The sequence below is a fragment of the Bacillus sp. COPE52 genome (genome assembly GCF_003355115.1).
Lineage (GTDB): Bacteria > Bacillota > Bacilli > Bacillales > Bacillaceae_G > Bacillus_A > Bacillus_A toyonensis.
Genome location: NZ_CP031292.1, coordinates 1,883,445 through 1,907,064 on the forward strand (window position 1 = coordinate 1,883,445; position 23,620 = coordinate 1,907,064).

Annotated in this window: 20 protein-coding genes; 17 read left to right on the top strand and 3 right to left on the bottom strand. The window is 34.2% G+C overall.

What is annotated here, in order from left to right; all coding sequences use genetic code 11:
• Positions 1-191 precede the first annotated feature (191 nt).
• From cydA to DPQ31_RS09525, 7 genes are all read left to right on the top strand, one after another.
• On the top strand, positions 192-1,595 hold the full coding sequence (cydA, locus tag DPQ31_RS09495; RefSeq protein WP_208731822.1) for a cytochrome ubiquinol oxidase subunit I: 1,404 nt from the start codon (positions 192-194) through the stop codon (positions 1,593-1,595).
• Positions 1,582-2,598, top strand: a complete 1,017-nt coding sequence (gene cydB / locus DPQ31_RS09500; protein WP_063261808.1) for a cytochrome d ubiquinol oxidase subunit II — start codon at positions 1,582-1,584, stop codon at positions 2,596-2,598. Before cydA ends, cydB begins: the two co-directional genes overlap by 14 nt.
• On the top strand, positions 2,598-4,319 hold the full coding sequence (gene cydD / locus DPQ31_RS09505; RefSeq protein WP_208731823.1) for a thiol reductant ABC exporter subunit CydD: 1,722 nt from the start codon (positions 2,598-2,600) through the stop codon (positions 4,317-4,319). The genes cydB and cydD overlap by 1 nt, the downstream gene beginning before the upstream one ends.
• Complete coding sequence (gene cydC, locus DPQ31_RS09510; RefSeq protein WP_199631555.1) at positions 4,316-6,040, top strand: thiol reductant ABC exporter subunit CydC; 1,725 nt, start codon at positions 4,316-4,318, stop codon at positions 6,038-6,040. The genes cydD and cydC overlap by 4 nt, the downstream gene beginning before the upstream one ends.
• Positions 6,041-6,339: 299 nt before the next feature.
• Positions 6,340-8,895 carry a glycosyltransferase gene (locus DPQ31_RS09515; protein WP_208731824.1) on the top strand — a complete coding sequence of 852 codons (2,556 nt, stop codon included), beginning with the start codon at positions 6,340-6,342 and terminating at the stop codon, positions 8,893-8,895.
• A gap of 219 nt (positions 8,896-9,114) precedes the next feature.
• Complete coding sequence (locus tag DPQ31_RS09520) at positions 9,115-9,336, top strand: hypothetical protein (protein WP_000459109.1); 222 nt, start codon at positions 9,115-9,117, stop codon at positions 9,334-9,336.
• Positions 9,337-9,425: 89 nt separating this feature from the next.
• On the top strand, positions 9,426-9,872 hold the full coding sequence (locus DPQ31_RS09525) for a DUF6376 family protein (RefSeq protein WP_000695210.1): 447 nt from the start codon (positions 9,426-9,428) through the stop codon (positions 9,870-9,872).
• Between the two features lie 87 nt (positions 9,873-9,959).
• Here DPQ31_RS09525 and DPQ31_RS09530 read toward each other — a convergent pair whose 3' ends face one another.
• A complete protein-coding gene (locus tag DPQ31_RS09530) occupies positions 9,960-10,961 on the bottom strand; it encodes a S66 family peptidase (RefSeq protein ID WP_199631552.1) in 1,002 nt (333 codons plus the stop codon).
• 204 nt (positions 10,962-11,165) lie between these two features.
• Between DPQ31_RS09530 and DPQ31_RS09535 the strand changes: the two genes are divergently transcribed.
• Both DPQ31_RS09535 and DPQ31_RS09540 read left to right on the top strand, forming a co-directional pair.
• Positions 11,166-12,119, top strand: coding sequence for a D-alanyl-D-alanine carboxypeptidase family protein (locus tag DPQ31_RS09535; RefSeq protein ID WP_001080885.1), 954 nt, complete (start codon positions 11,166-11,168; stop codon positions 12,117-12,119).
• 244 nt (positions 12,120-12,363) lie between these two features.
• A complete protein-coding gene (locus DPQ31_RS09540; RefSeq protein WP_173780911.1) occupies positions 12,364-12,966 on the top strand; it encodes a nitroreductase family protein in 603 nt (200 codons plus the stop codon).
• Between the two features lie 142 nt (positions 12,967-13,108).
• Here DPQ31_RS09540 and DPQ31_RS09545 read toward each other — a convergent pair whose 3' ends face one another.
• Complete coding sequence (locus tag DPQ31_RS09545) at positions 13,109-13,279, bottom strand: hypothetical protein (RefSeq protein WP_000789338.1); 171 nt, start codon at positions 13,277-13,279, stop codon at positions 13,109-13,111.
• A gap of 686 nt (positions 13,280-13,965) precedes the next feature.
• On the opposite strand from DPQ31_RS09545, the gene entFM reads away from it, so the two are divergent.
• Positions 13,966-15,243 carry an enterotoxin EntFM gene (entFM, locus tag DPQ31_RS09550; protein ID WP_000755505.1) on the top strand — a complete coding sequence of 426 codons (1,278 nt, stop codon included), beginning with the start codon at positions 13,966-13,968 and terminating at the stop codon, positions 15,241-15,243.
• A 96-nt stretch (positions 15,244-15,339) separates the two neighbouring features.
• Here entFM and DPQ31_RS09555 read toward each other — a convergent pair whose 3' ends face one another.
• Positions 15,340-16,104, bottom strand: coding sequence for an alpha/beta fold hydrolase (locus tag DPQ31_RS09555; protein ID WP_001194291.1), 765 nt, complete (start codon positions 16,102-16,104; stop codon positions 15,340-15,342).
• 240 nt (positions 16,105-16,344) lie between these two features.
• Between DPQ31_RS09555 and DPQ31_RS09560 the strand changes: the two genes are divergently transcribed.
• The 7 genes from DPQ31_RS09560 (at position 16,345) to DPQ31_RS09590 (ending at position 23,603) form a co-directional block, all read left to right on the top strand.
• Complete coding sequence (locus DPQ31_RS09560; protein ID WP_208731825.1) at positions 16,345-18,105, top strand: ABC transporter ATP-binding protein; 1,761 nt, start codon at positions 16,345-16,347, stop codon at positions 18,103-18,105.
• An 86-nt stretch (positions 18,106-18,191) separates the two neighbouring features.
• Positions 18,192-18,869, top strand: coding sequence for an envelope stress response regulator transcription factor HitR (gene hitR, locus DPQ31_RS09565; protein WP_000612407.1), 678 nt, complete (start codon positions 18,192-18,194; stop codon positions 18,867-18,869).
• Positions 18,866-19,939 carry an envelope stress sensor histidine kinase HitS gene (gene hitS / locus DPQ31_RS09570; protein ID WP_208731826.1) on the top strand — a complete coding sequence of 358 codons (1,074 nt, stop codon included), beginning with the start codon at positions 18,866-18,868 and terminating at the stop codon, positions 19,937-19,939. Before hitR ends, hitS begins: the two co-directional genes overlap by 4 nt.
• A gap of 169 nt (positions 19,940-20,108) precedes the next feature.
• Complete coding sequence (locus DPQ31_RS09575; RefSeq protein WP_000818985.1) at positions 20,109-20,828, top strand: 3-ketoacyl-ACP reductase; 720 nt, start codon at positions 20,109-20,111, stop codon at positions 20,826-20,828.
• A 149-nt stretch (positions 20,829-20,977) separates the two neighbouring features.
• On the top strand, positions 20,978-21,649 hold the full coding sequence (locus tag DPQ31_RS09580) for an O-methyltransferase (protein WP_000103829.1): 672 nt from the start codon (positions 20,978-20,980) through the stop codon (positions 21,647-21,649).
• Between the two features lie 133 nt (positions 21,650-21,782).
• The gene (locus DPQ31_RS09585) at positions 21,783-22,655 is read left to right on the top strand and encodes an aminoglycoside 6-adenylyltransferase (protein WP_208731827.1); all 873 of its coding nucleotides are present in this window, start codon (positions 21,783-21,785) and stop codon (positions 22,653-22,655) included.
• 117 nt (positions 22,656-22,772) lie between these two features.
• Entirely contained in the window at positions 22,773-23,603 is an 831-nt protein-coding gene (locus tag DPQ31_RS09590; protein WP_000291210.1) for a peptidoglycan-N-acetylglucosamine deacetylase, read from the top strand.
• The last annotated feature ends 17 nt before the right edge of the window (positions 23,604-23,620 follow it).

The following is a 23,620-nucleotide window of genomic DNA, read 5'->3' on the forward strand; positions in this document are numbered from 1 at the left end:
ACTACTGAAATAGTGAAAAGGTAAATTTTATGAGAAAATTCTTTTGTAATTATCTTAAAAACTGAAAATTTATACTTTCTAAAAGTACATAAACAAATTTATCTTTCTACATTTCTAAGAATTGAGTTGTTTTATTCACACAACTCAATTGAAATTACGATATAAAAAATTATGAAGGAAGTGATTGTAGTATGGAGACGCTCGAATTGGCACGAATACAATTCGCATCAACAACGATTTTCCATTACTTTTTTGTTCCGCTGTCTATTGGTTTAGCATTTATCATTGCGTTAATGCAAACGTTATATGTGGTAAAGGGACAAGAAATTTATAAGAAGATGACAAAGTTTTGGACACAAATATTCCTTGTAAACTTTGCGGTAGGTGTAGTAACTGGTATTTTACAAGAATTCCAGTTTGGTATGAACTGGTCCACATATTCACGTTTCGTAGGTGATGTGTTTGGTCCATCACTTGCTATTGAAGGTTTATTAGCATTTTTCATTGAGTCAACATTCTTAGGTTTATGGTTATTCGGTGAGGACAAATTACCGAAGCGTATTCACCTTTTATGTATTTGGCTCCTTTCAATTGGAACAATGTTATCAGCATTTTGGATTTTAACTGCAAGTGCGTTTATGCAATCGCCAGTAGGGTATGAAATGGCAGCAGATGGACGTGCACAAATGAATGATTTCTTAGCGATTATTCAAAACCCACAATTATGGGTACAATTCCCACATACAATTACAGCGGCAATTGCAACGGGTGCATTCTTTATTGCAGGTGTGAGTGCATGGAAAATAACGAAAGCTCAAGAAACTGAAGTGTTTAAAAAATCGTTCCGCATTTCTATCATTGTTGGAACACTTACAACTGCGCTAGTATTATTCTTCGGTCATGCGCAAGCACAACAATTAATTAAGACACATCCAATGAAAATGGCAGCAGCTGAAGCATTATGGAATACGAGTGAGGATCCAGCGCCATTTACAGTATTTGCGAAAATTGATGCAGAGAAGCAAGAAAATTCGTTTGAAATTCAAATCCCTTATATGCTAAGTCTATTATCATTTGATAAATTTAGTGGTCAAGTAGAAGGAATGAATCAAATTCAAAAACAATATGAAGAAAAATATGGGCCTGGAGATTATATACCGCCAGTACATACTATGTTCTGGAGTTTTAGAGCGATGGTAATGAGTGGAACATTTATGCTTCTTCTAGGAGCATACGGATGGTTTTTATCAAGAAAAGATCGTTTAGCTGAAAAAACTTGGTATTTAAAATTAATGGTGTATGCAATTGCACTACCGTTTATCGGTAATACAGTAGGATGGATTATGACTGAAATGGGACGTCAGCCTTGGGTAGTTTTCGGTGTTATGAAAACGGAAGATGCTGTATCTCCAAATGTTACGTTCGGAGAAGTATTATTCTCTTTAGTTTCATTCACATCACTATATTTAATTATAGGAGGGATTACTGTTTACTTATTCGTTCGTGTCATAAAAGGACATGAGAATAAGAAAACGAAACAGGATTCTCAAAGCCATGATCCATTTGATAAGGAGGAAGAGTATGTTATCTCTTAATGAGTTGTGGTTTATCATTATTGCAGTTTTATTCGTAGGCTTCTTTGTACTTGAAGGTTTCGATTTCGGTGTAGGTATAGTTTCAAGGTTTTTAGGGGAAAACGATTTAGAGAAAAGAATATATTTAAATACAATTGGTCCATTTTGGCACGCGAATGAAGTATGGCTTGTTTGTGCAGGTGGAGCTATGTTCGCAGCATTCCCGCACTGGTATGCAACTTTATTTAGCGGGTTTTACATTCCATTTGTATTTATGCTTCTTGCTTTAATTATTAGAGGTGTTTCCTTTAAATTCCGTGCGAAAATAGATAATCATAAATGGAAAGGTTTTTGGGATTGGGGTATGTTTTTAGGAAGTTTGCTACCGCCTATTCTTTGGGGAGTTGCCATTGCTAACTTTATGGTAGGTATTCCAATTGATGAGACGAAAAATGCTGTAGGTGGATTCTTACAACTACTTCATCCATTTGCATTACTTGGAGGAGTTATGTTCCTTCTGCTATGTATTGTTCATGGATTGCAATTCCTTACTATACGTACAACTGGTAAGTTAAGAGAACGTGCACGTATTGCTGCGTTGAAAATTGCACCGCTTGCAATTATAGCACTTCTTATTTTTGCCGGTGTAGGGTTATGGAAAACAGATATATTCACTGGTCATGGTACAGAGTGGGTTATGGTTCCGATCGGAGCTTTTGTAGCATTATGTGCGTCAACATTATTAAATAAAAGAAGAAGAGATGGTTGGGCTTTCGTTATGACGAGTTTAACAATCATTTTACTAAGTGCGAGTGTGTTTGCCGGCATGTTCCCACGTGTCTTAATTAGCTCGTTAGGTTCAATATACGATTTAACAATTTATAATGCAGCATCAGGAGATTATGCACTAAAACTGATGACGTATTTTTCAATTGCTATATTGCCATTTGTTATGGGAAGTCAAATATGGAGTTTCTATGTGTTTAGACAACCTGTTAAGTCAGATAAAGATTTGGAGTACTAATGAAAAGAAAAAGAGGACTTCCGTCGTATCCTGGTAGCCGAGTTTTATATGTAGTGTTAACAATCATTAGCATTTTAGAAGCTATAAGTATTATTGCGCAAACAGTGTTTTTAGCGCGGGCTATTACGTTTTTATTTCAAGGAGAAACAGTGCAATCTGTGTTAAATGAAACTGTTTATTTTGGAATCACGTTTGTAGTACGTCACATGCTAGTGCGAATATCGCAAATATTAGTGGAACGTTTCGCTGAAAAAACAGGATCGCTACTGCGAAAACAATTAATAGAGGCGTATTTCACATTAGGTCCACGGTATGTTCAAACTGTCGGAACAGGTCATCTGGTTACCTTATCGATTGAAGGGATTGAAAAATTTAAAACATATATTGAATTAACAATCCCTAAAATGATTAGAAGTAGTATCGTTCCGGGATTAATTGTACTATATGTTTTTACGCTGGATATTAAGTCTGGAATCATTTTAGTTGTAACGATTCCTATTGTAATCATATTTATGATTCTTTTAGGATTAGCAGCGCAGAAAATGGCTGATAGTCAATATGAAACATATCGTGTACTTTCTAATCATTTTGTAGATACGTTAAAAGGATTAGAAACATTAAAGTATTTAGGGAAAAGTAAACAGCACGAAGGAAAGATTGAAAAAGTAAGTAAAAGGTATAGAAAAGCAACGATGCGTACTTTGCGAGTTGCTTTTCTTTCTTCTTTTGCATTAGATTTCTTTACGAGTTTATCAATTGCATTTGTGGCGGTCGGATTAGGGATACGTTTAATAGACGGGACAATTATACTATTACCAGCCCTTACGATTTTAATTTTAGCTCCGGAATATTTTCTGCCGATTAAACAAGTTGGAGCGAATTATCATGCTACGTTAGATGGACAACTTGCAATGGAGCAAATAGAAGAGATTTTACAGCAACAAAAAGAAATAGGAAAAAAAGAATCAAATGTAGGTCTAATATGGAATTCCTCTAGTAACTTGAATTTACAAGATGTAAAAGTAAAGAGTGATGAATCTGAAAAAGCTATATTAGAGGGAATTGATTTTACTTGGAAAGGCACCGGCGCTATAGGTGTAATTGGTGAAAGTGGAGCAGGAAAATCAACGTTAATCGACGTATTAGCGGGATTTTTAACTCCTTCGGGTGGCAAGATGATTGTAAATGGTGTGGAAATTGACGGGGCTACTCGTGAAGAGTGGCAAAAGAATATTGCTTATATTCCGCAGCAACCTTATATTTTCCCGCTTTCATTAAAAGATAACATTTGTTTTTATGAAACAAATACAACTGATGAAGAAGTGGAAAGAGTTATTAATGAAGTTGGTCTTCGTTCACTCGTTACATCCCTTCCGAACGGGATGTACGAAAGAATCGGAGAAGGTGGACGTATGCTTAGTGGCGGGCAAGAACAACGTGTCGCTATGGCGCGTGCACTTTTAAGTAAAAAACCAATCATTTTATTAGATGAACCTACGGCGCATCTTGATATTGAAACTGAATTTGAAATAAAGCAATCGATGTTACGTCTGTTTGAAGGTAAGTTAGTATTTCTTGCAACACATCGTCTGCATTGGATGAAACAAATGGATCATATTTTTATTTTAAATAAAGGGAAAATTAAAGAAAATGGAACGTATGAAGAACTGTTAAAGAAAGAGACATTACATTTTCATAGGGAAGAGAGGAGAGAGAAATGAGTAACTGGGTTAAACCTTATATACAGCAAAATAAAGGTAGAATGACTTTAACTATTTTCCTTGGGCTTCTTGGAGTTAGTTCAGGTGCGATGTTACTTTTTATTTCAGGTTATTTAATCTCTAAATCTGCTCTTAGACCAGAAAATGTAATGGCTGTATATGTTCCGATTGTTGCAACACGTGCGTTTAGTATAGGGCAAGCTGTTTTCCATTATATAGAGCGTTTAGTGGGACATGATGTCGTACTACGCATATTAGAACGAATGAGAACGAAACTATACAGAATAGTAGAACCACAGGCGTTATTTTTCCGTTCGCGATTTCAAACGGGTGATGTGTTAGGCGTACTATCCGAAGATATAGAGCATTTGCAAAACCTATATTTACGTACAATATTCCCTAGTATATTAGCACTAGTTGTATATAGCATTTTCGTACTTGTTATCGGTACATTTGACTTCGTATTTGCACTGATTGCTGGTTGTATGTTAGCTATTATCGTTTTTCTTCTTCCATTCGTATCATTACTATTGATGAGGCGACATCATGTTACTTTAAAGCAGGGAAGAAGCCGTTTGTATCAACAACTAACAGATGCAGTCTTTGGATTATCGGATTGGCAGGCAAGTGGTCGAAAAGATGAATTTATTAATGAGTATGTAGAGCAAAATGATCGATTGTTAAAAACAGAGAAGAGATTGAAACGCTGGTATCATATTCGAGACAGTCTCATTCATTTAGTAGTAGGTATTGTAGTTATTTCAATGATTATATGGACTGGGAATGAAGCGGCAAGTGAACAGATTGCACCTACAGTTATCGCGGCCTTCGTATTAATGACTTTATCTGTAACGAATGCGCTTATTCCGATTTCAGATGCCGTCGATCGAATCCCATCTTATGTAGAATCTGCTCATCGTCTGAATCGTGTAGAAAGTGATAGTGTTTTACATGATGAAATGGATTTGCATGAAGATAAGGATTACGGTGCACCAAAACATGTAGATATTGAACTGAATCATGTATCGTATAGTTATCCAGACAGTAACGAGACTGTATTAAAAGATATATCGTTACAAATAAAAGCAGGAAAAAAAATTGCCATTTTAGGTAGAAGTGGGACAGGGAAATCTACTTTACTAAAATTGTTAACAGGGGCGTTAAGTCCGGTACATGGACAAGTTTTATTGAATGGTGAACAAGCGCATACGAATCTTTTATCCAAATATATTTCCGTATTAAATCAAAAACCGCATTTGTTCGATACGACAATTGGAAACAATGTGCGAATCGGTAAACCAGAGGCTAATGATGAAGAGATATGGAACGCTTTAGAGAAAGCACAATTAGCTTTGCATATCGCTTCTCTTCCAGATGGATTACAAACAAAAATGCATGAAATGGGGAAGAGATTTTCTGGTGGAGAAAGACAAAGGGTTGCTTTTGCTAGAACGCTTATGCAAGAAGCGCCGATTATTGTACTTGATGAACCTACTATCGGGTTAGATCCAAAGACAGAGTTATCTTTAATAGAAACAATGTTTTCTGCAACGGAAGAAAATACAGTCATTTGGATTACGCATCATCTTGTAGGAATTGAACATGTAGATGAAGTTATATTCCTTGATCATGGTCAAATTGTAATGCAAGGAAGTCATGAGCAATTACTTAAAGAAAATGAGAGATATCGTATGCTTTATGAGCTAGATAAAGGAATATAATTTGATTAAGTACTTATCGTAAAAATAGCTGCACCTTATGGTGTAGCTGTTTTTTGTTAAGAAATATATATTCATTTCAACGTATAGATTTATTTGGCTCAATACTGTTTTAGGATGGTAATCATTATGAATGGAAAGCTGTAAATCAAATGTCTGTATTATTGAATGTGTATATATAGGAGTGAAAAGTAGGATATTTTGTTACGAGCTTGCATAAAAGTATAAAGGTTCCATACGGTTTTAGTCATGTGATTTTGTGTCGCGTATATAAATAATATGCGAAAAGGTGGAGGAATAAGATGAGAGGTCCTTTTGAAAAAAGTAAAGAGGCGATAGATCGAATGCCATTGGTGAGTGTATTAATTCCTACTTATAATCGTCCTCACTACTTTGAAAAAGCATTATGTAGTGTGTTAGAACAAACATATCCTAACATAGAAATTATTATTGGAGATGATAGTACGAATGACGAAACAGAAAAGGTATTACAAAAATATTTGTGTAAGTATTCAAATATTAATTATATAAAAAATAGCTCAACTCTAGGGCAATTTGAAAATGCACTTATGTTATGTAATGAGGCGAACGGCGAGTATATTAACTTTTTAATGGATGATGATATATTTCATGTTAATAAAATTGAAAAAATGATGAAATATTATGTCAATGATTTAAATCATGAAATTAAGCTCGTAACATCCCATCGTCAAGTAATTGATGATGAAGAGAACGAATTAAGACATATTTATTCAACAGTACGTCTATTTGAAAATGACACAATAGTAGATGGGGTGGAATTAGCAAATAGGGTAATTGTAAATCAAAAGAATTATATAGGAGAACCTACAACGGTATTATTTCGTAAAAATGATTTGAAAGAACCGTATGGTATGTTTGATAAAAGGAGGTATCTATGCAACGTAGATATCGCCTCATGGTTATCCTTATTAAGTAAAGGAAAAGCAGTATATATAGCGGAGACACTTAGTTACTTCCGATTACATCCAGGTCAACAGTTAAATGAATCTAATAAACTTATGGATGGATTAGAAGATTTTTCACATAGTATTATAGTTGGAGAAAAATATGGTTTTTTAGCTAATGAAACAGAGTTAGACAAAGCAATAACTAATTTTCTAGACTATGCAAGAAGAATAGTTCCATCATCACTATTATATACATTAGATTTTTATCAACAAATTAAGCTAAAGAAAATTAATATAGAAAAGAAAAAACAATATATGAATTATAACTCTCATTTACCGAAAGTTAGCATACTTATTCCTGCCTACAATAAACCTCATTATTTGGAATTAGCTCTCAAAAGTGCTTTGAATCAAACATATGAAAATATTGAAATAATAATTTCTGACGACAGTACGAACGTTGAAGTTCACGCGATGATCCAACCATATTTACGTGAATATGAATGCATTACATATGTTAAAAGTGAAACCCCATTAGAAGCTGAGAACTTTAATAAATGTATAGAACTTGCAACTGGAGAGTATATAAACTTTTTATTAGATGATGACTTGTTTCATCCTGAAAAGATTAAAAGAATGATGAATTGTTTTTTTAGAATAGAAAACATTTCGTTTGTGACATCATATCGGGAACTAATTGATGAGAATGGAGAGGTTTTACCACCATCAACATTGAATATGAAAATTGCCAAAGAAACTACACTTTTTGAAGGGAAAGAATTAGGGAATTATATGTTAAAAAACTTGAAAAATGTAGTTGGTGAACCTACAACAGTTCTGTTTAATCGGAAGTTTTTTGGAGGGGAGTTTGGTTGTTTTAAGGGGAAAGCTTATTCTGCTATTCATGACATTGCAACATGGCTCGATATGATGAAGAAAGGTAGAGTCGTTTATATACAGGAACCTCTTAGTTATTTTAGACAGTATAGTGGACGAAAGCAAAAGCAGTTTATATTCATGACAATTGAGGAATGGATTGAATTAGTAATAGATGCATATAATAGTGGATTTTTAAATGATGAGCAAGATTATAAAGAGTGCTTGACTTATTGTTTGGAAAATGCGGTGTTCATAATGAAAGATGCAGTAAGAGGTGGGCAATTAAATGAAATTGATAATGGAAAGATAGAGAAGGCACTAAATAAGGTAGTTACTCGTATATTTGAGAAAGAAGTATGTTATTGTCAATATTGCAATCAACAATTTGCAAAATTTTCCCCTTGGCCAGCACATTACGATTTTCCAAAATATAAATTCGAGATGTGGAATAAAGATACAGGGATTTGTCCGGTATGTGATTCGATGGATCGTGAACGGTTATATCGTGTTTATATTGAAATGGAAACTGATTTATTAAGTGGAAATGATACTGTACTTCATATTGCACCAGAAGCAAGGGTAAGAGGATGGTTTAGTCAGTATAAAAACATTACATATGTATGTGGAGATATTGAACCGAAGGATCCGTTAATGAAAGAAATAGATGTTACAAGAATTGTATATGAAAATAACACATTTGATGTGATTTTATGTAACCATGTATTAGAACGCGTTTTCGATGATGAAAAAGCGATGCGAGAGTTATATAGAATATTAAAGCCAAATGGATGGGGAATTATTCAAGTGCCAATCGTAATGAATGTAGATTCTATTATAGAGAATGAATTAATTGTAACACCGAAATTAAGAAAATTAGCTTTTGGTCATGAAGATCATGTAAGAATTTATAATCAATCAGGATTTATTCAACGATTAATGAATGCAGGATTTAAGGTGGAACTGTATAACGTAGCTGAAAAACAAGGAATGAAAAGCGCTAAGAAATTTGGGTTATCTGAAACAGATATGCTCTATATTGTCCGAAAATGATAGGCAAGAGTTGTGTATTGAGGGGGAGTGATATCCCCCATCTACAGGGGGGAAGGACCTTTAAAACAACGTTTTGAAGAAGCATTCATTCTTTAAAAAAAGAATGAATGCTTCTTATTTTAATTATAGAGCAGCGTGTATCGTATTTTTAGGTTTTAAATTTAGTTGACCAAGGCAATACTGAGCCATAGTGAATGTAAAGTTGGAGGGCGAGTGTATATGTTTGATGAGGATGGGATTGTTTTAATTATGGAACCAGCTGATGAAAGAAACTTGAGGAGATTTATTTTTACAGTGCCAAAGTCAGTTTATGAAAAGAAGGGGCTGTCATTACACTATGGAACAGCTATAGGACAAGGATATATGGATATAATTGAAGATATTATTAGCGTACATATAGAAATTGATGTTGTAACAATAATAGGGCATGTAAGTGGGTAAATTGCTATTTGAAAAAAGGTTATAAGCAATTAAGCTAGAAGTTATGAAGGGAAGCTTACAGACAATTATAAAGACGAAGGGAGTCTAAAATGAAAATAAAATCAATTTTATTAGTATTGATAGTTTCAATTGGTTTAATAGGTTGTTCGATAGTAGAGGAAGGAAAGAACTCATTAGATTATGCTCAAAAGGCAACAGACTATGTGAATGAAATAAGCGCATTTGCAAATGAAGCTCCGGCGTTAGCGGAAAAGGCTGTTAATGATAAAGAAGCCCGAAAAGAATTGGAAGCGAAGCTAAATGAAATTAAACAAGATATACCAGCTTTTAATGAATTAACACCACCAGATGTTGCGAAGGATCTTCACCAACAAATCGTCGGATATAATGAAAAGTTAAATACATTAATTGATACGTCTATGAAGAAGGTAGAGGAAGGGAAAATTGATGTAGAGCAATTTAAAAACTCTGAGCTTATGCAGACGATGGATCAAGTGCGAGATTTGAAAGATAAGATACAAAATTTAGGTCAATAATGAAAAGCTCCGTTTTTCATAAACGGAGCTTTTCATTGTTTTCTAACGGTAAGTTCATTATATTTTCTTCCTATAATATAAGTGTGCTTAGACCGTCCATTTTTCTAAAATATGTATCGTTTTATTGGTCGCATCCAGCTTAATTGGAATACCTATGGGCATAGTGATCATTGGATGCGTATGACAACAATCAAAGTCAGCTAGAAAAGGGATTCTTTGATTTTGTAGTACTTCTAATAGTATTTCGTAAGGTTTTCGATTCGTACCGCAATCATCAAATTGCTCATGTTTTCCAAGAATGATACCAGAAACTTTATCAAATACTCCGTTAAGTTTAAGTAAGGAAAAGCTTCTTTCAATAGTAGCTGCATCTTTTGAGCTATCTTCAATAAATAGAATATCACCTTCTTGAATAGATGGCATATAAGGACTGCCCCAAATTCCTTGTATTGTATTTAAGTTCCCGCCAATCATACGCCCAGTAGCTTGTCCATTCGTTATAGAAATCCAATTATTTGGTCTAAGTTCTTTTTCTTTCACTTTTTCTTCCCAATTAATAAATTCATCTGACCAAAATAACGGTTGCTTTATATTGTAAGGAAGAGGTTGATCGTTTAGTAATGTTTCTGAAAAATATTTGTATGTGTCATCTACAAAAGGCTCAAATTCTCCAAAAGAAGGAACGAGTGCAGGACCGTAAAATGTAGGAGTTCCTGTTTTTGCATAAATTCCTAGTAATAAAGCTGTTACGTCTGAATAGCCAATCATTATTTTAGGGTTATTATGAAAAGCATCATAATCGATATAAGGTAATAATGAATTGGAATTCATCCCACCAATTGTTGACATGATACAAGAAATATTTGGATTTCTTATCAAATCATTTAGTTCATCAGCACGCTCTTGTATGCTGCCAGAACGATAATAATCATATTGATTTGTAAGTGAACCTTCCAATATATGAAACCCTTTCTGTTTTAAGTAAGATTTTGCTCGTTCAAACCTTTTTGGGGAAGTGTAGGTTGCTGGTGAAGAGGGCGAATAAATCCCAATAGTATCACCGTATTTTAATGGTTTTGGAAGTATCATTTGTATGAATCCTTTCTATTAAATAGTTTGTTTATGGATTTATCATTGAATATTCTTATATTTCAGTATTCATAGTGTAACATAAATAGATTGAAATAATAATTGTTGTATATGAATAAATATACTTTTTACCTTGACGATATGCAGGAATTGTTGTTATGGTTGACTGTGAGTGTATAAAAGGTTTGCTAAAGGAGTTTTGAAATGAATCGGTTGAAATGGGGAAGAGTAACAATCCTATTAGTCATTATTTTAGGGATATGTTGGTTCTTATTCCAAGGAACTCAAAAGAGTACAACAAATGTAGAGGGACCACCTTTACAAGTGGCAGAGCTACCTAAAACTGGGTTAACTGAAAAAGTAGTTCCGTCAAAGTACATCCCACCAAAAGTTGATGCAAAAGCAGCTATGATTATCGATGCGAGTAATGGAGATGTTATTTATCAACATAACGAAAATGAAGCTTTTGCGCCAGCTAGTATGTCTAAGATGATGACAGCGTACCTTTTATTAGAGAGTGTACATAATGGGAAAGTTCGCTGGGAAGATCCGGTGAAAATGAGTGAGAAAGCAGCGCAAACAGAGGGTGCGAGAATCCCAGTCCAAGTGAATGACACATTGACTGTGAAAGACTTGTACCATGCATTAATGATTGAATCAGCAAATAATTCGGCGGTGGCGTTAGCAGAACATATGGCAAAGACGGAGAAAGATTTCGTTCAACTTATGAATGCAAAAGCGAAACAGTTAGAAATGTCGGAACATGCTAAATTCGCAAATGCATCAGGGCTACAAGAGCCTGATGGAAGTGAGACTAAGATGACAGCTGCCGATGTAGCAAAACTGGCGTATCATCTTATAAAAGATTATCCGGAGATATTAGAAGTGACTCACTTACGTCAAAGTCAGTTAGCATTTAATAATATTAATGTTATCAGTACAAATGACATGCTAAACAAAAATAATAAAAGTTTATATATAGAAGGAATAGACGGATTAAAAACAGGATTTACAGATAGTGCAGGGTACTGTTTTACAGGTACTGCAAAACAAGGAGATACTCGAATTATTACAGTAGTCATGGGGACTTCAAGTAAAACAAAACGTTTTACAGAGACGAATAAGTTAATGTCATATACATTTGGATTAGTTAATTAAGTAAAATGCTAAGTTAGAACATTACATGAGGAAGGCAGTTTATTGTTACTTATTTTTAGTAACGATAAACTGCTTTTTTATTTAAAACACGGGAAGTAAAAAGGTAAAAAATGTGAGAGTTATTATTTGAGTTTATCAATGTTTGTTGATAGTATAAAGTTATAAACTTATTAATAATAAGTTTGAAGGGGCGTTGTATGATGTATACATATGAAATAGCCTCAATTGAAAATTGGAGGGAATTATGATGGCAAAAGATTTTTACTCAGCAATTGAAGACAGAAGATCTATTTATGCAATTAGTAAAGAGCAAGTAGTTTCTGATGAGAAAATTCAAGAAGTGATTTATCATGCTGTAAAACATACACCTTCAGCTTTTAATTCTCAAAGTGCTCGTGTTGTTGTTTTATTAGGAGAACAACATGATAAATTATGGGATCTTACGAAAGAAACGTTACGGAAAATTGTACCTGAAAATAACTTTGCACCTACAGAAGAAAAAATGAATGCATTTAAAAGTGGTTATGGAACGGTTTTATACTTTGAAGACAGTGAAGTAGTGGAAGGGCTTCAAGAAAAATTTGCACTATATAAAGAGAACTTTCCAACTTGGTCACAGCAATCCTCAGGGATGTTACAATTTGCAATTTGGACAGCTTTAGAAATTGAAGGATTTGGTGCTACATTGCAACATTATAATCCGTTAATTGATGAAGAAGTAAGAAAAGAATGGGATGTTCCAGAAAACTGGAAACTAACTGCGCAAATGCCATTTGGTAAACCAGTAGTACTTGCTGGCGAAAAAGAGTTCCAACCATTAGAAAATCGTGTGAAAATTTATAAATAAGGTAGAAATAATAAAAGGTGAACAGGGATACGACCTGTTCACCTTTTATTATCCCGCATTAACGGCGCGCAAACGCCCGATTGATGAAGGATAATAATTAGTGGGAGATGCAAAAAATCCTTACTACTTATAAAGTTTCACTTTATAAGTAGTAAGGATTTTTTTGTTGGCTATTTTTCATCTGATTTTTCAATTCTTTTTTACGTGTTTCAATAGTTGATATTTTTTGTAATGTTATAAATGAAACGAACTGAATAGAGGCGTAGTATAGTTCTATATTTTTGTTTATGTGATCGTCTATTATGTTTTTCACAAATGCACCTCCTTGTTCATTATTAGTAAGAATACAATTTGGAATGGTGGAAGTCGGCAGTCCTTAAATTCCCATTGTACATCTCTTTGTTGATAAGAGTTTCATATTATATGGCTATATAAATAATAACGGAAATATTTCGAAAATTCCATAGTTAGTAAAAAATAGTCAATGGAGTGTGTAATTTCTTTAACATAGAATGAGGTTTTGAGAACCAAATCTTACAATTCGTCAAATTATTTAAAAAACATAAATCGTATAGGGAATTAGTTTTCTGAAAATATTATACTATTGATTAATTAAGTAATTTTTGCCATGATAAGAGTACGCTTCATGTAATTCATTTTATCAAGAAAACACATAGTTTGTTTTGTATTCGTTAATAAATTTTTTTATTGGATAGAAAATAAGTATTCTATATTGAGATAATGAATGGAATGTCGAATTTTCATGCAATACATAAGAAATTTGAAGGAAATCGTTGCAAAATTACTATGTTTAATGATAAAGTTCACATGAAGTTCACACGGAATTCACTTCATGCATTTAAAATGAACTACGTGTGAAAAATAAAACTCTTGTTAAAAAATGGAACTTGATGAATATTTTACTTTGATAATATTGTAAAGTATTAAGTTTATATGTTTTTTTAAGAGGATAGTAGGGAAAGGAAGTAAAGACAACTTATGAAAAAAGTAATTGCAGGTTTAGCAGCAGCTTCAGTAGCAGGTGTTGCAGTTCCAGGTATGGATTCTGCTCATGCACAAGTTTCGAACGAAGCGCTAAAAGAAATTAATGGACAAACTCAAACACAAACTCAAACGACTGTAACTGAAACAAAAAAAGTAGAAACAACTTCTGAATTAAAATACACAGTAACTGCTGATGTATTAAATGTTCGTTCAGGTGCTGGTACAGGACATAACGTTATTTCTAAAGTAAAACAAGGTCAAGTACTACAAGTAATTGGACAAGAAAACGGTTGGTTCAAAGTAAGTGTAAACGGCCAAACAGGTTATGTAAGTGGTGACTTCGTAACAACTGGTGGTAACAAAGGAACAACTGTTCAACAAGGAACAGGTACTTACACAGTAAACGTTTCTTCACTTAACGTACGTACAGGCCCAAGTACTTCTCATACAGTATTAGGTTCTGTAAATAAAGGGAAAACAGTACAAGTTGTAGGTGAAGTACAAGATTGGTTTAAAATCAACTTCAACGGTGGAACTGGATACGTAAGCAAAGACTTCGTAACAAAAGGTGGTTCTGCTGTATCTAACGAAACACAAAAACCAACTACAAACAACAACAATACTACTACAGTTCAAACTGGTGGTTCTTATGTTGTTAACACTGGTGCTTTAAAAGTACGTACAGGCCCAGCTACATACAATGCTGTAATTGGTGGGGTAACAAACGGTAAAGTATTAAACGTTACTGGCGCAGAAAATGGTTGGTACAAGATTAACCATAATGGCCGCACAGGTTACGTAAGTGCAGACTATGTTAAGTTTGTAAAAGGTGGAGTGACTGGTGGTAACCAAGGTTCTAACCAAGGTTCTAACCAAGTACAAAAACCAACAGCACCTACAGGTGGAGATACGTCTTCAATCGCTGGATTCGCTAGATCTTTAAATGGTTCACCATACAGAACTGCTGGTACAACACCTGCTGGTTTTGACTGCAGTGGATTCATTCACTACGTATTAAATCAAACTGGTCATAAAGGCGCTCGTCAAACAGTTGCTGGATACTGGAGCTCTAAAACAAAAACTAGTAATCCACAACCAGGTGATTTAGTATACTTCCAAAATACTTATAAATCAGGTCCTTCTCACATGGGTGTTTACTTAGGAAACGGTCAGTTCATTAGTGCAGAAACTGATGCAACTGGTGTACGTATTAGTTCTGTAAGCAACTCTTACTGGAGCAAGCACATTTTAGGTTACACAAAAGCATACTAAGAAAAAGTATTTTATACTTTTCGTATAGAGAAAAGGCTTTCCAAGGAAACTTGGGAAGCCTTTTTATAGTTGAATAAATTGGAAGTTTAGTAGTTTTTATTTTAACTTTCCATTTAAAAATCGATCATATAAGTCATGAAAATAGTTAGGACGAAATAAGTTTGCAGCATGTCCTGCTAAAGGTATTTCCTTATATAGAACGTTTGGCAAAATAGATTTTAAATCAAATAGGCAAGATTTATAGAGATGATCTTGTTCACCCATTACCCATAATATAGGGTGGGGAAGTGATTTTAATTTAGATTTTAAATCGAATTCTAACCGGTGTCGTAATGATTGGGCAATTATGGATGAATGTAATTGTAATCCGAAACGGTAGTAAATATTTCTTGAAATGACTGCGAACGGATTCGCTTTTAATATGCCGCTTGGAAAAATAGTATTTGCGTATTGAGAGAGCCATTTAGAGTATTCGTCTCCTCGCTTCTCCCAAAATTTTTGAAATACGTTATATAAAAGGGATGGATTATTATAATGTCCACCAATATGACAAATGCTTAATACCTTTTCCGGGTGCATTTGTGCAAAAATAGTGGAGATATAACAGCCATAGCTTAAAGCGCAAATATGAGCCTCTGTAATACCTTCTTTTTCATATAATTTCAATAATTGATCTACGAGGCGCTGTAATGAAAATTCAATAGCTTCTCCTTTATCGTCGCCGTGACCTAATAAGTCATAAGTTATAATGTTGTAGGAGGCAGAAAATCGTTTATGCTCTTTTTTGAAGGCGCGACGATTGCCAACTAAGCCGTGAATAAAAATGATTGTTTCCTTTTCAGAATGTATATTTGTTTGCAAAAAGGATACTCCTTTCAATAACTGGAGATTTATATAGTATTTTAAATTAGTTATCTATAATTCACATACAATAATATTAAGTACCAGGTAATAATATCAGATGTTTATATCTGTTGTAAAGATGAGTTTTTATGTATATTTTGTAAAACTAGAAAAAGTGTGTTTACATTCAGTTTACATTTGTACTGTATTCTAGTTTTAGAAAGAGCAGTTTGGCTTAACACGAGGAGATGAACAGGAATGGAAGTTAGAAATGAAATGAAGAAAAAAGGAAGTTGGAGGCAGTTTTTACGCCTTATTCGAGATACAAATCCTCCGAAAGGGATTCTTGTTTTTGCATTGTTAATGAGTTTGCTTTCTACAGGAGCGAGTTTATTTATTCCGATGTTAACAAAAGGATTAGTAGATAATTTTTCGCTTTCGTCAATTAGTACAGGACAAATTGTTGGGTTAGTTGCCTTCTTTGTCATGCAAACCATTGCTGCAGGATTGTCTATTTATTTACTAAATTATATTGGGCAGAAGATTGTAGCTGGACTGAGAGAACGTTTGTGGAAAAAGGTGCTTGTTTTACCAGTATCTTATTATGATCAAAATAGAACAGGCGATACGATTAGCCGTATGACAAATGATACAGGTGTTGTGAAAACATTAATTTCTGAGCACTTGTCAAATTTATTAACAGGCGGTATTTCAATTGTTGGATCATTAATTGTATTATTTGTTTTAGATTTGAAAATGACAGCTTTACTCTTAACGGTTATTCCGTTGTCTGTATTAATTTTAGTTCCTCTTGGACGAAAAATGTATAAGATTTCAAAAGCGCTTCAAGATGAAACAGCATCTTTTACAAGTGTGTTAACACAGGTGTTATCAGAAATTCGTTTAGTGAAATCTTCAAATACAGAAAAAAGAGAATATGAGACAGGTAATACAGGGATACAAAAGTTATTGCAATTTGGTTTAAAAGAAGGAAAAGTACAAGCATTAATTTCACCAGTTATGTCGTTTGTTTTAATGGCACTGCTTGTTATTATCGTAGGCTATGGTGGAATGCGAGTTTCTAGTGGTGCATTAACAACAGGTGAACTTGTAGCATTTATTTTATATTTAGTTCAAATTATTATGCCAATGAGCCAGTTATCTATGTTCTTTACACAATTCCAAAAGGCAATTGGTGCAACGGAAAGAATTAATGCGATTTTAGAATATGAAGTAGAAGATCATGAAACTGGTGTGAAGGTTTCGAATGCTAAGCAGTCGATAGTTCTTGAAAATGTACATTTTGAGTATAACGAAGATGAGAAAGTATTGAACAATATTGATTTCACAATTGAATCTGGAAAAGTAACAGCGATTGTAGGTCCAAGTGGTAGCGGAAAAACAACTTTATTTTCATTATTAGAACGTTTTTATGAGCCAACTGGTGGTGCTATTAAATTAGGAAAAGAATCAATTACGAGCTATTCATTGCAGTCATGGCGACGTCAAATTGGTTATGTATCACAAGATAGTCCGTTAATCGATGGAACGATTCGTGATAATATTTGTTACGGTGTTGAGGGCGAAGTGACGGATGCAGAAATTGAAAAAGTAGCAGCTATGGCATATGTTGATGCATTTATTCATGATTTACCAAATGGATATGCAACAGAAGTCGGAGAACGCGGTGTGAAGCTTTCTGGAGGACAAAGACAGCGAATTGCGATTGCCCGAGCATTACTTCGAAATCCGCAAATTCTTATGTTAGATGAAGCAACTTCAAGTCTAGATAGTAAATCCGAGTCTGTCGTCCAAAAGGCATTAAATAACTTAATGAAAGGCAGAACAACTTTGGTTATTGCACATAGGCTTTCTACGGTTGTAGATGCAGATAAAATTATCTTTATTGAAAAAGGGAACCTTACAGGAAGCGGTACGCACGATGAATTATTACGTACACATGACATGTATCGTGAGTTTGCAACGCAACAATTGAAAATTAAAGAGGGCGCATTATAAAATGAATCATCAGTGGAGATTGTACTCCACTGATGATTCATTTTTAAAAAATATAAAAGATGCTTAGTAGAAAGGAAATGGTTCCTTTGATACCTAAAATTTTAATAGTAGACGACGATCCACATATTAGAGAACTCGTTTCTGTTTTTTTAGAGCGGGAAGGCTTTCAAACATATGAGGCAATTGATGGACTAGATGCTCTTCAGAAAATAGACGAAGTAAAAGTCGATATGGTTATTCTTGATATTATGATGCCGAATATGGATGGATATGATGTATGTTTTGAATTAAGAAAATACTATGATATCCCGATTCTTATGCTAACTGCCAAAGGGGAAACATCTCAAAAAGTAAAAGGTTTTCACCTTGGAACAGATGATTATCTCGTAAAACCATTTGATCCTATAGAATTAGTAGTGAGAGTAAAGGCGTTACTGAAACGTTACCAAATTACAGTATCGCAATCGATTCAAGTTGGAAATGTACTGTTAAACCGTAAAACGTTTGAAGTGACACTGGGGGAACAAACGGTTACGTTACCGCTAAAAGAATTCGAGTTACTTTTTACATTAGGATCTAAGGCGGGAAGAACTTGTTCGAGAGAGCAATTAATTGAAGATGTATGGGGATATGATTTTGAAGGGAATGAACGTACATTAGATGTTCATATTAATCGGTTACGTGAGAAGTTCCAAGAAGAGAAGTCGAAATTTAGTATTAAAACGATAAGAGGTTTAGGGTATCGCTTAGAGGTAAGTAAATGAGAAAAAGAAAACAAATGAGTAAGTTGAAGATATTGAAAGTAATTGGAGCGGTATTAGCACTCTTTTCTTTTCTAACAATAATTTGGTCTATCGCATTTTATGTATCATCAAGTATTATAAATGCTCTTGAAATAAACGTATCGCCGTTTGTTACATTTTTAATTAGTGATATGGTCGGTTTTGTATTTATCGTTCTTATTTGGGTATTGATTGGAGTATTAATGAGACCGAAGCGAGAGGCAATGATTTGGGCTATTATTGAACCGATACAAAAAATTGCAAAAGGAGACTTCTCCGTAAAAATACGAAATGAAGAAAAGTATGATGGAGAAATTGGTGTGCTCGTAAAAAGTATAAATGATATGACAGACGAACTGAATGCGATGGAAAAAATGCGCCAGGAATTTGTATCGAATGTTTCACATGAAATACAGTCACCATTAACTTCTATAAAAGGATTTGCTAGGGCGCTACAAGACGATAATCTTTCCGAGGAGAAAAGAAAGCATTATCTTACCATTATTGAAACGGAAACGACGAGATTATCTAAGTTAAGTCAAAATTTACTGAAACTAACTCTGTTAGAATCGGAAGAGTATACACCAGAAAGAGTGACGTATCGATTAGATCAACAGTTAAAGCAAATTGTATTAAATAGTGAACCGCTCTGGGCTGAAAAAGAAATTGAGTTAGAACTTAATTTAGAGAAAGTGCATATTACTGCTGACCAAGAAAGTATGAGTCAAGTTTGGGTTAATTTAATTCATAATAGTATTAAATTTACTCCAAGTGGTGGTACGATTACAATTCAGTTAAAAGAAGACGAGGAATTCGTAGAGGTACGCATTCATGATACGGGGATTGGTATATCTGAAGAGCAGAAACAACATATTTTTGAGCGTTTTTATAAAGCGGATTCTTCACGAAATCGTGCCTATGGAGGAAGTGGCTTAGGTTTAGCTATTGTAAAAAAAGTACTTGATCTTCATGAAGGAGAAATAAAAGTCGAGAGTGAGGAAGGAAATGGTACAGAATTTATTGTGTGTATTCCTAAATATGAAGAAAAGTAGTGTTAGGTGGAAAGATTTCTAACACTATTTTTCTTTAAAAAGGCATATATAGCTACTATAGTTACCTACAAGTAACCTACGCACATGAAAGTGCATCATTGCCTTTTTACATAAACATAGATACACTTTTAATATGATAAACAACAGAGAAGATTAAGGAGTGTTATACTTGGCAGAATTATTACAAGGTAAAAATGCTTTAATTACAGGAGCAGGTAGAGGTATTGGTCGTGCTGTAGCGATCGCATTAGCGAAAGAAGGCGTAAATGTAGGTCTTTTAGCTCGTTCAGAAGAAAACTTAAAAGCTGTAGCGAAAGAAGTGGAAGCAGAAGGCGTAAAAGCTGTTATTGCGACTGCTGATGTATCTTCGTATGAAGAGGTAACGACTGCAATTGAAACGTTAAAAAACGGTTTAGGGTCTATCGATATTTTAATTAATAACGCTGGTATTTCTAAATTTGGTAAGTTTTTAGAATTAGACGTTGCTGATTGGGAAAAAATCATTCAAGTAAACTTAATGGGTGTATACTATGCAACTCGTGCCGCTTTACCAAGCATGATTGAACAACAATCTGGTGATATTATTAATATTTCATCTACAGCAGGACAAAAGGGCGCGCCTGTAACAAGTGCATATAGTGCTTCTAAATTTGGTGTTCTTGGCTTAACAGAATCGTTAGCGATGGAAGTTCGTAAACATAACATTCGTGTAACGGCTTTAACTCCAAGTACAGTAGCAACTGATATGGCTGTAGATTTAGGGTTAACTGATGGAAATCCTGATAAAGTAATGCAAGCAGAAGATATTGCAGAGTTTATCGTAGCACAGCTGAAATTAAATAAACGTACATTTATTAAATCAGCAGGACTTTGGTCTACTAATCCGTAAGGGCTACATGTATTAACAAAGAAGGGACATCTATTCTGTAATGGAGTGGGTGTTCCTTCTTTATTTTTTGTGTATAAAACGGAATTTTCGGTATAATCAAGTGTGAATGGTAGAAAAGCATAAAAAAACTTTAAGGGGATGGTATATACATGAGTACGATTGAGAAATGGTCGGCTGTTGATCAATATATGAGTGATGTATTAATACCGAAAGATTCTACATTAGAAAGGGTCCTTCAAGCAAACGCTGCAGCTAATTTACCGGCACATGATGTATCGCCAACGCAAGGGAAGTTTTTGCAACTATTAGTACAAATTCAAGGAGCTCGAAACATTTTGGAAATTGGTACTCTAGGCGGATATAGCACGATATGGATTGCAAGGGGCTTACCATCTGGAGGACAAGTTGTTACATTGGAAGCAAATGAAAAACATGCAGAAATTGCACGTAGCAATATTGAACGTGCTAATTTGAATGATAAAATTGAAATACGAACAGGATTAGCGTTAGATTCTTTACAACAAATAAAAAATGAGCAGTATGAACCTTTTGATTTTATTTTCATAGATGCTGATAAACAAAATAACCCTGCTTATTTTGAATGGGCACTAAAACTATCACGACCGGGTACTGTAATTATTGGTGATAACGTAGTACGTGAAGGAGAAGTTATTGACAATACTAGTAGCGATCCTCGTGTACAAGGAATACGCCGTTTCTATGAATTAATAGCTGCTGAGCCACGTGTTAGTGCTACAGCGCTTCAAACTGTAGGAAGTAAGGGATACGATGGGTTTGTGATGGCAGTTGTAAAAGAGTGATGTAAGGAGGAAAAAGGGATGAAAAAGAAGTTTCAAAAATTATAACATGTATCGTGTATAACGAGATTAGCTCGTGGACCTCCAGTATACATAACACTATATTATATATTAAAAAATTGGAGGCTATAAGTAGATGAGAACTGAAAAAGAAATGTTAGACTTAATTATAAATACAGCAAAAGAGGATGAAAGAATCCGAGCAGTCATCATGAATGGATCACGTGTAAATCCAAATGTGAAAAGAGATTGTTTTCAAGACTATGATATTATGTATGTTGTAAAAGATATGCAGTCGTTTACGTCTAATTATAATTGGATTCATAGATTTGGAGAAATAATGATTGTCCAAATGCCGGAAGAAATGTCGTTACTTCCAGCAGATGAAGACGGGAAGTTTCCGTATTTAATGCAGTTCATGGATGGGAATCGGATTGATTTAACACTAGTTCCAGTTGAGTTAATAAAAAAGTTCGTTGGAAAAGATAGTTTAAGTAAACTGCTTCTTGATAAAGATAATTGTCTGGAAGAATTCCGACCAGCAAGCGATAAAGATTACTTAGTAAAAAAGCCTAGGGAAAAAGAGTTTTTAGATTGCTGTAATGAATTTTGGTGGTGCAGTACAAATGTAGGAAAAGGGTTATGGCGCGAGGAGCTTACTTATGCGAAAGGAATGCTTGAAGGCCCAATGCGAGATATGTTAGTTGTAATGCTAGAGTGGCATATTGGTATGAAAACAAAGTTTACAGCTAATGCTGGGAAGTTTGGGAAGTATTTCGAACAATATGTTGAAAAAGATGTCTGGGAGCAGTTTAAAAGGACATTTTCAAATGCAGAGTATGAAAATATTTGGGATTCATTTTTCATAATGGGTAATTTATTTAGGAAAGTTGCGAACGAAATTGCTAACACTTATGAATATCAATATCCGCAAGATGATGATAACAAAGTGACGAGTTATTTAAAGCATGTAAGAAAATTACCGAAAGATAGTAAAGTAATTTATTAAGTATATAAATCAGTAAGACTGTCCTAATTACGGACAGTCTTATTTTTGTTCAGGAATCAGAATTTCTCTAACAAAGTACAGATGAATCACATATGAAATTTTAGGGAGGTTTTTATCATGTATTATTTTTATTCACCAGAAATGTTCGTTCCATTTCCTTTAGGGCTAGAACGTAATATTTCGTACGCTTATATGCCATATCATTCATTTTATTATGGAGACTATGTAAATGCGCTACCATACGCATTACATGTTCCTCAAAATTATGAAGCCCAAATGAAAGAAGAAGATCGTGGATCATGGACACCATTTTCATGGGTCGAAAAATATGCGTATGCATTTTCAGGACCATACAATAAAGCGGAAGTAGCTCTTACATTTGATGATGGACCAGATTTAGTATTTACGCCAAAAATTTTAGATAAGTTAAAACAACATAATGTGAAAGCTACTTTTTTCTTGCTCGGTGAAAATGCAGAAAAGTTTCCGAATGTAGTAAAGCGTATTGCAAATGAAGGGCATGTAATTGGTAATCATACGTATAGTCATCCAAATTTAGCGAAAGTAAATGAGGCTGAGTACCATAATCAAATTATAAAAACGGAAGAAATATTAAATCGGTTAGCTGGTTATGCACCGAAGTTTATACGTCCGCCGTACGGTGAAATACTTGAAAATCAATTGAAGTGGGCAACAGAGCAAAATTTTATGATTGTACAGTGGAGTGTCGATACAGTTGATTGGAAAGGGGTAAGTGCTGATACAATTACAAATAATGTGTTAGGGAATTCATTTCCAGGTAGTGTCATACTTCAGCATTCAACTCCAGGTGGACATTTGCAAGGATCTGTAGATGCGCTAGACAAAATCATTCCACAGTTGAAAACGAAAGGAGCACGCTTTGTAACACTTCCAAGTATGTTCCAGACATCTAAAGAGAGAAAATGAAAATGTTAATAATTGGA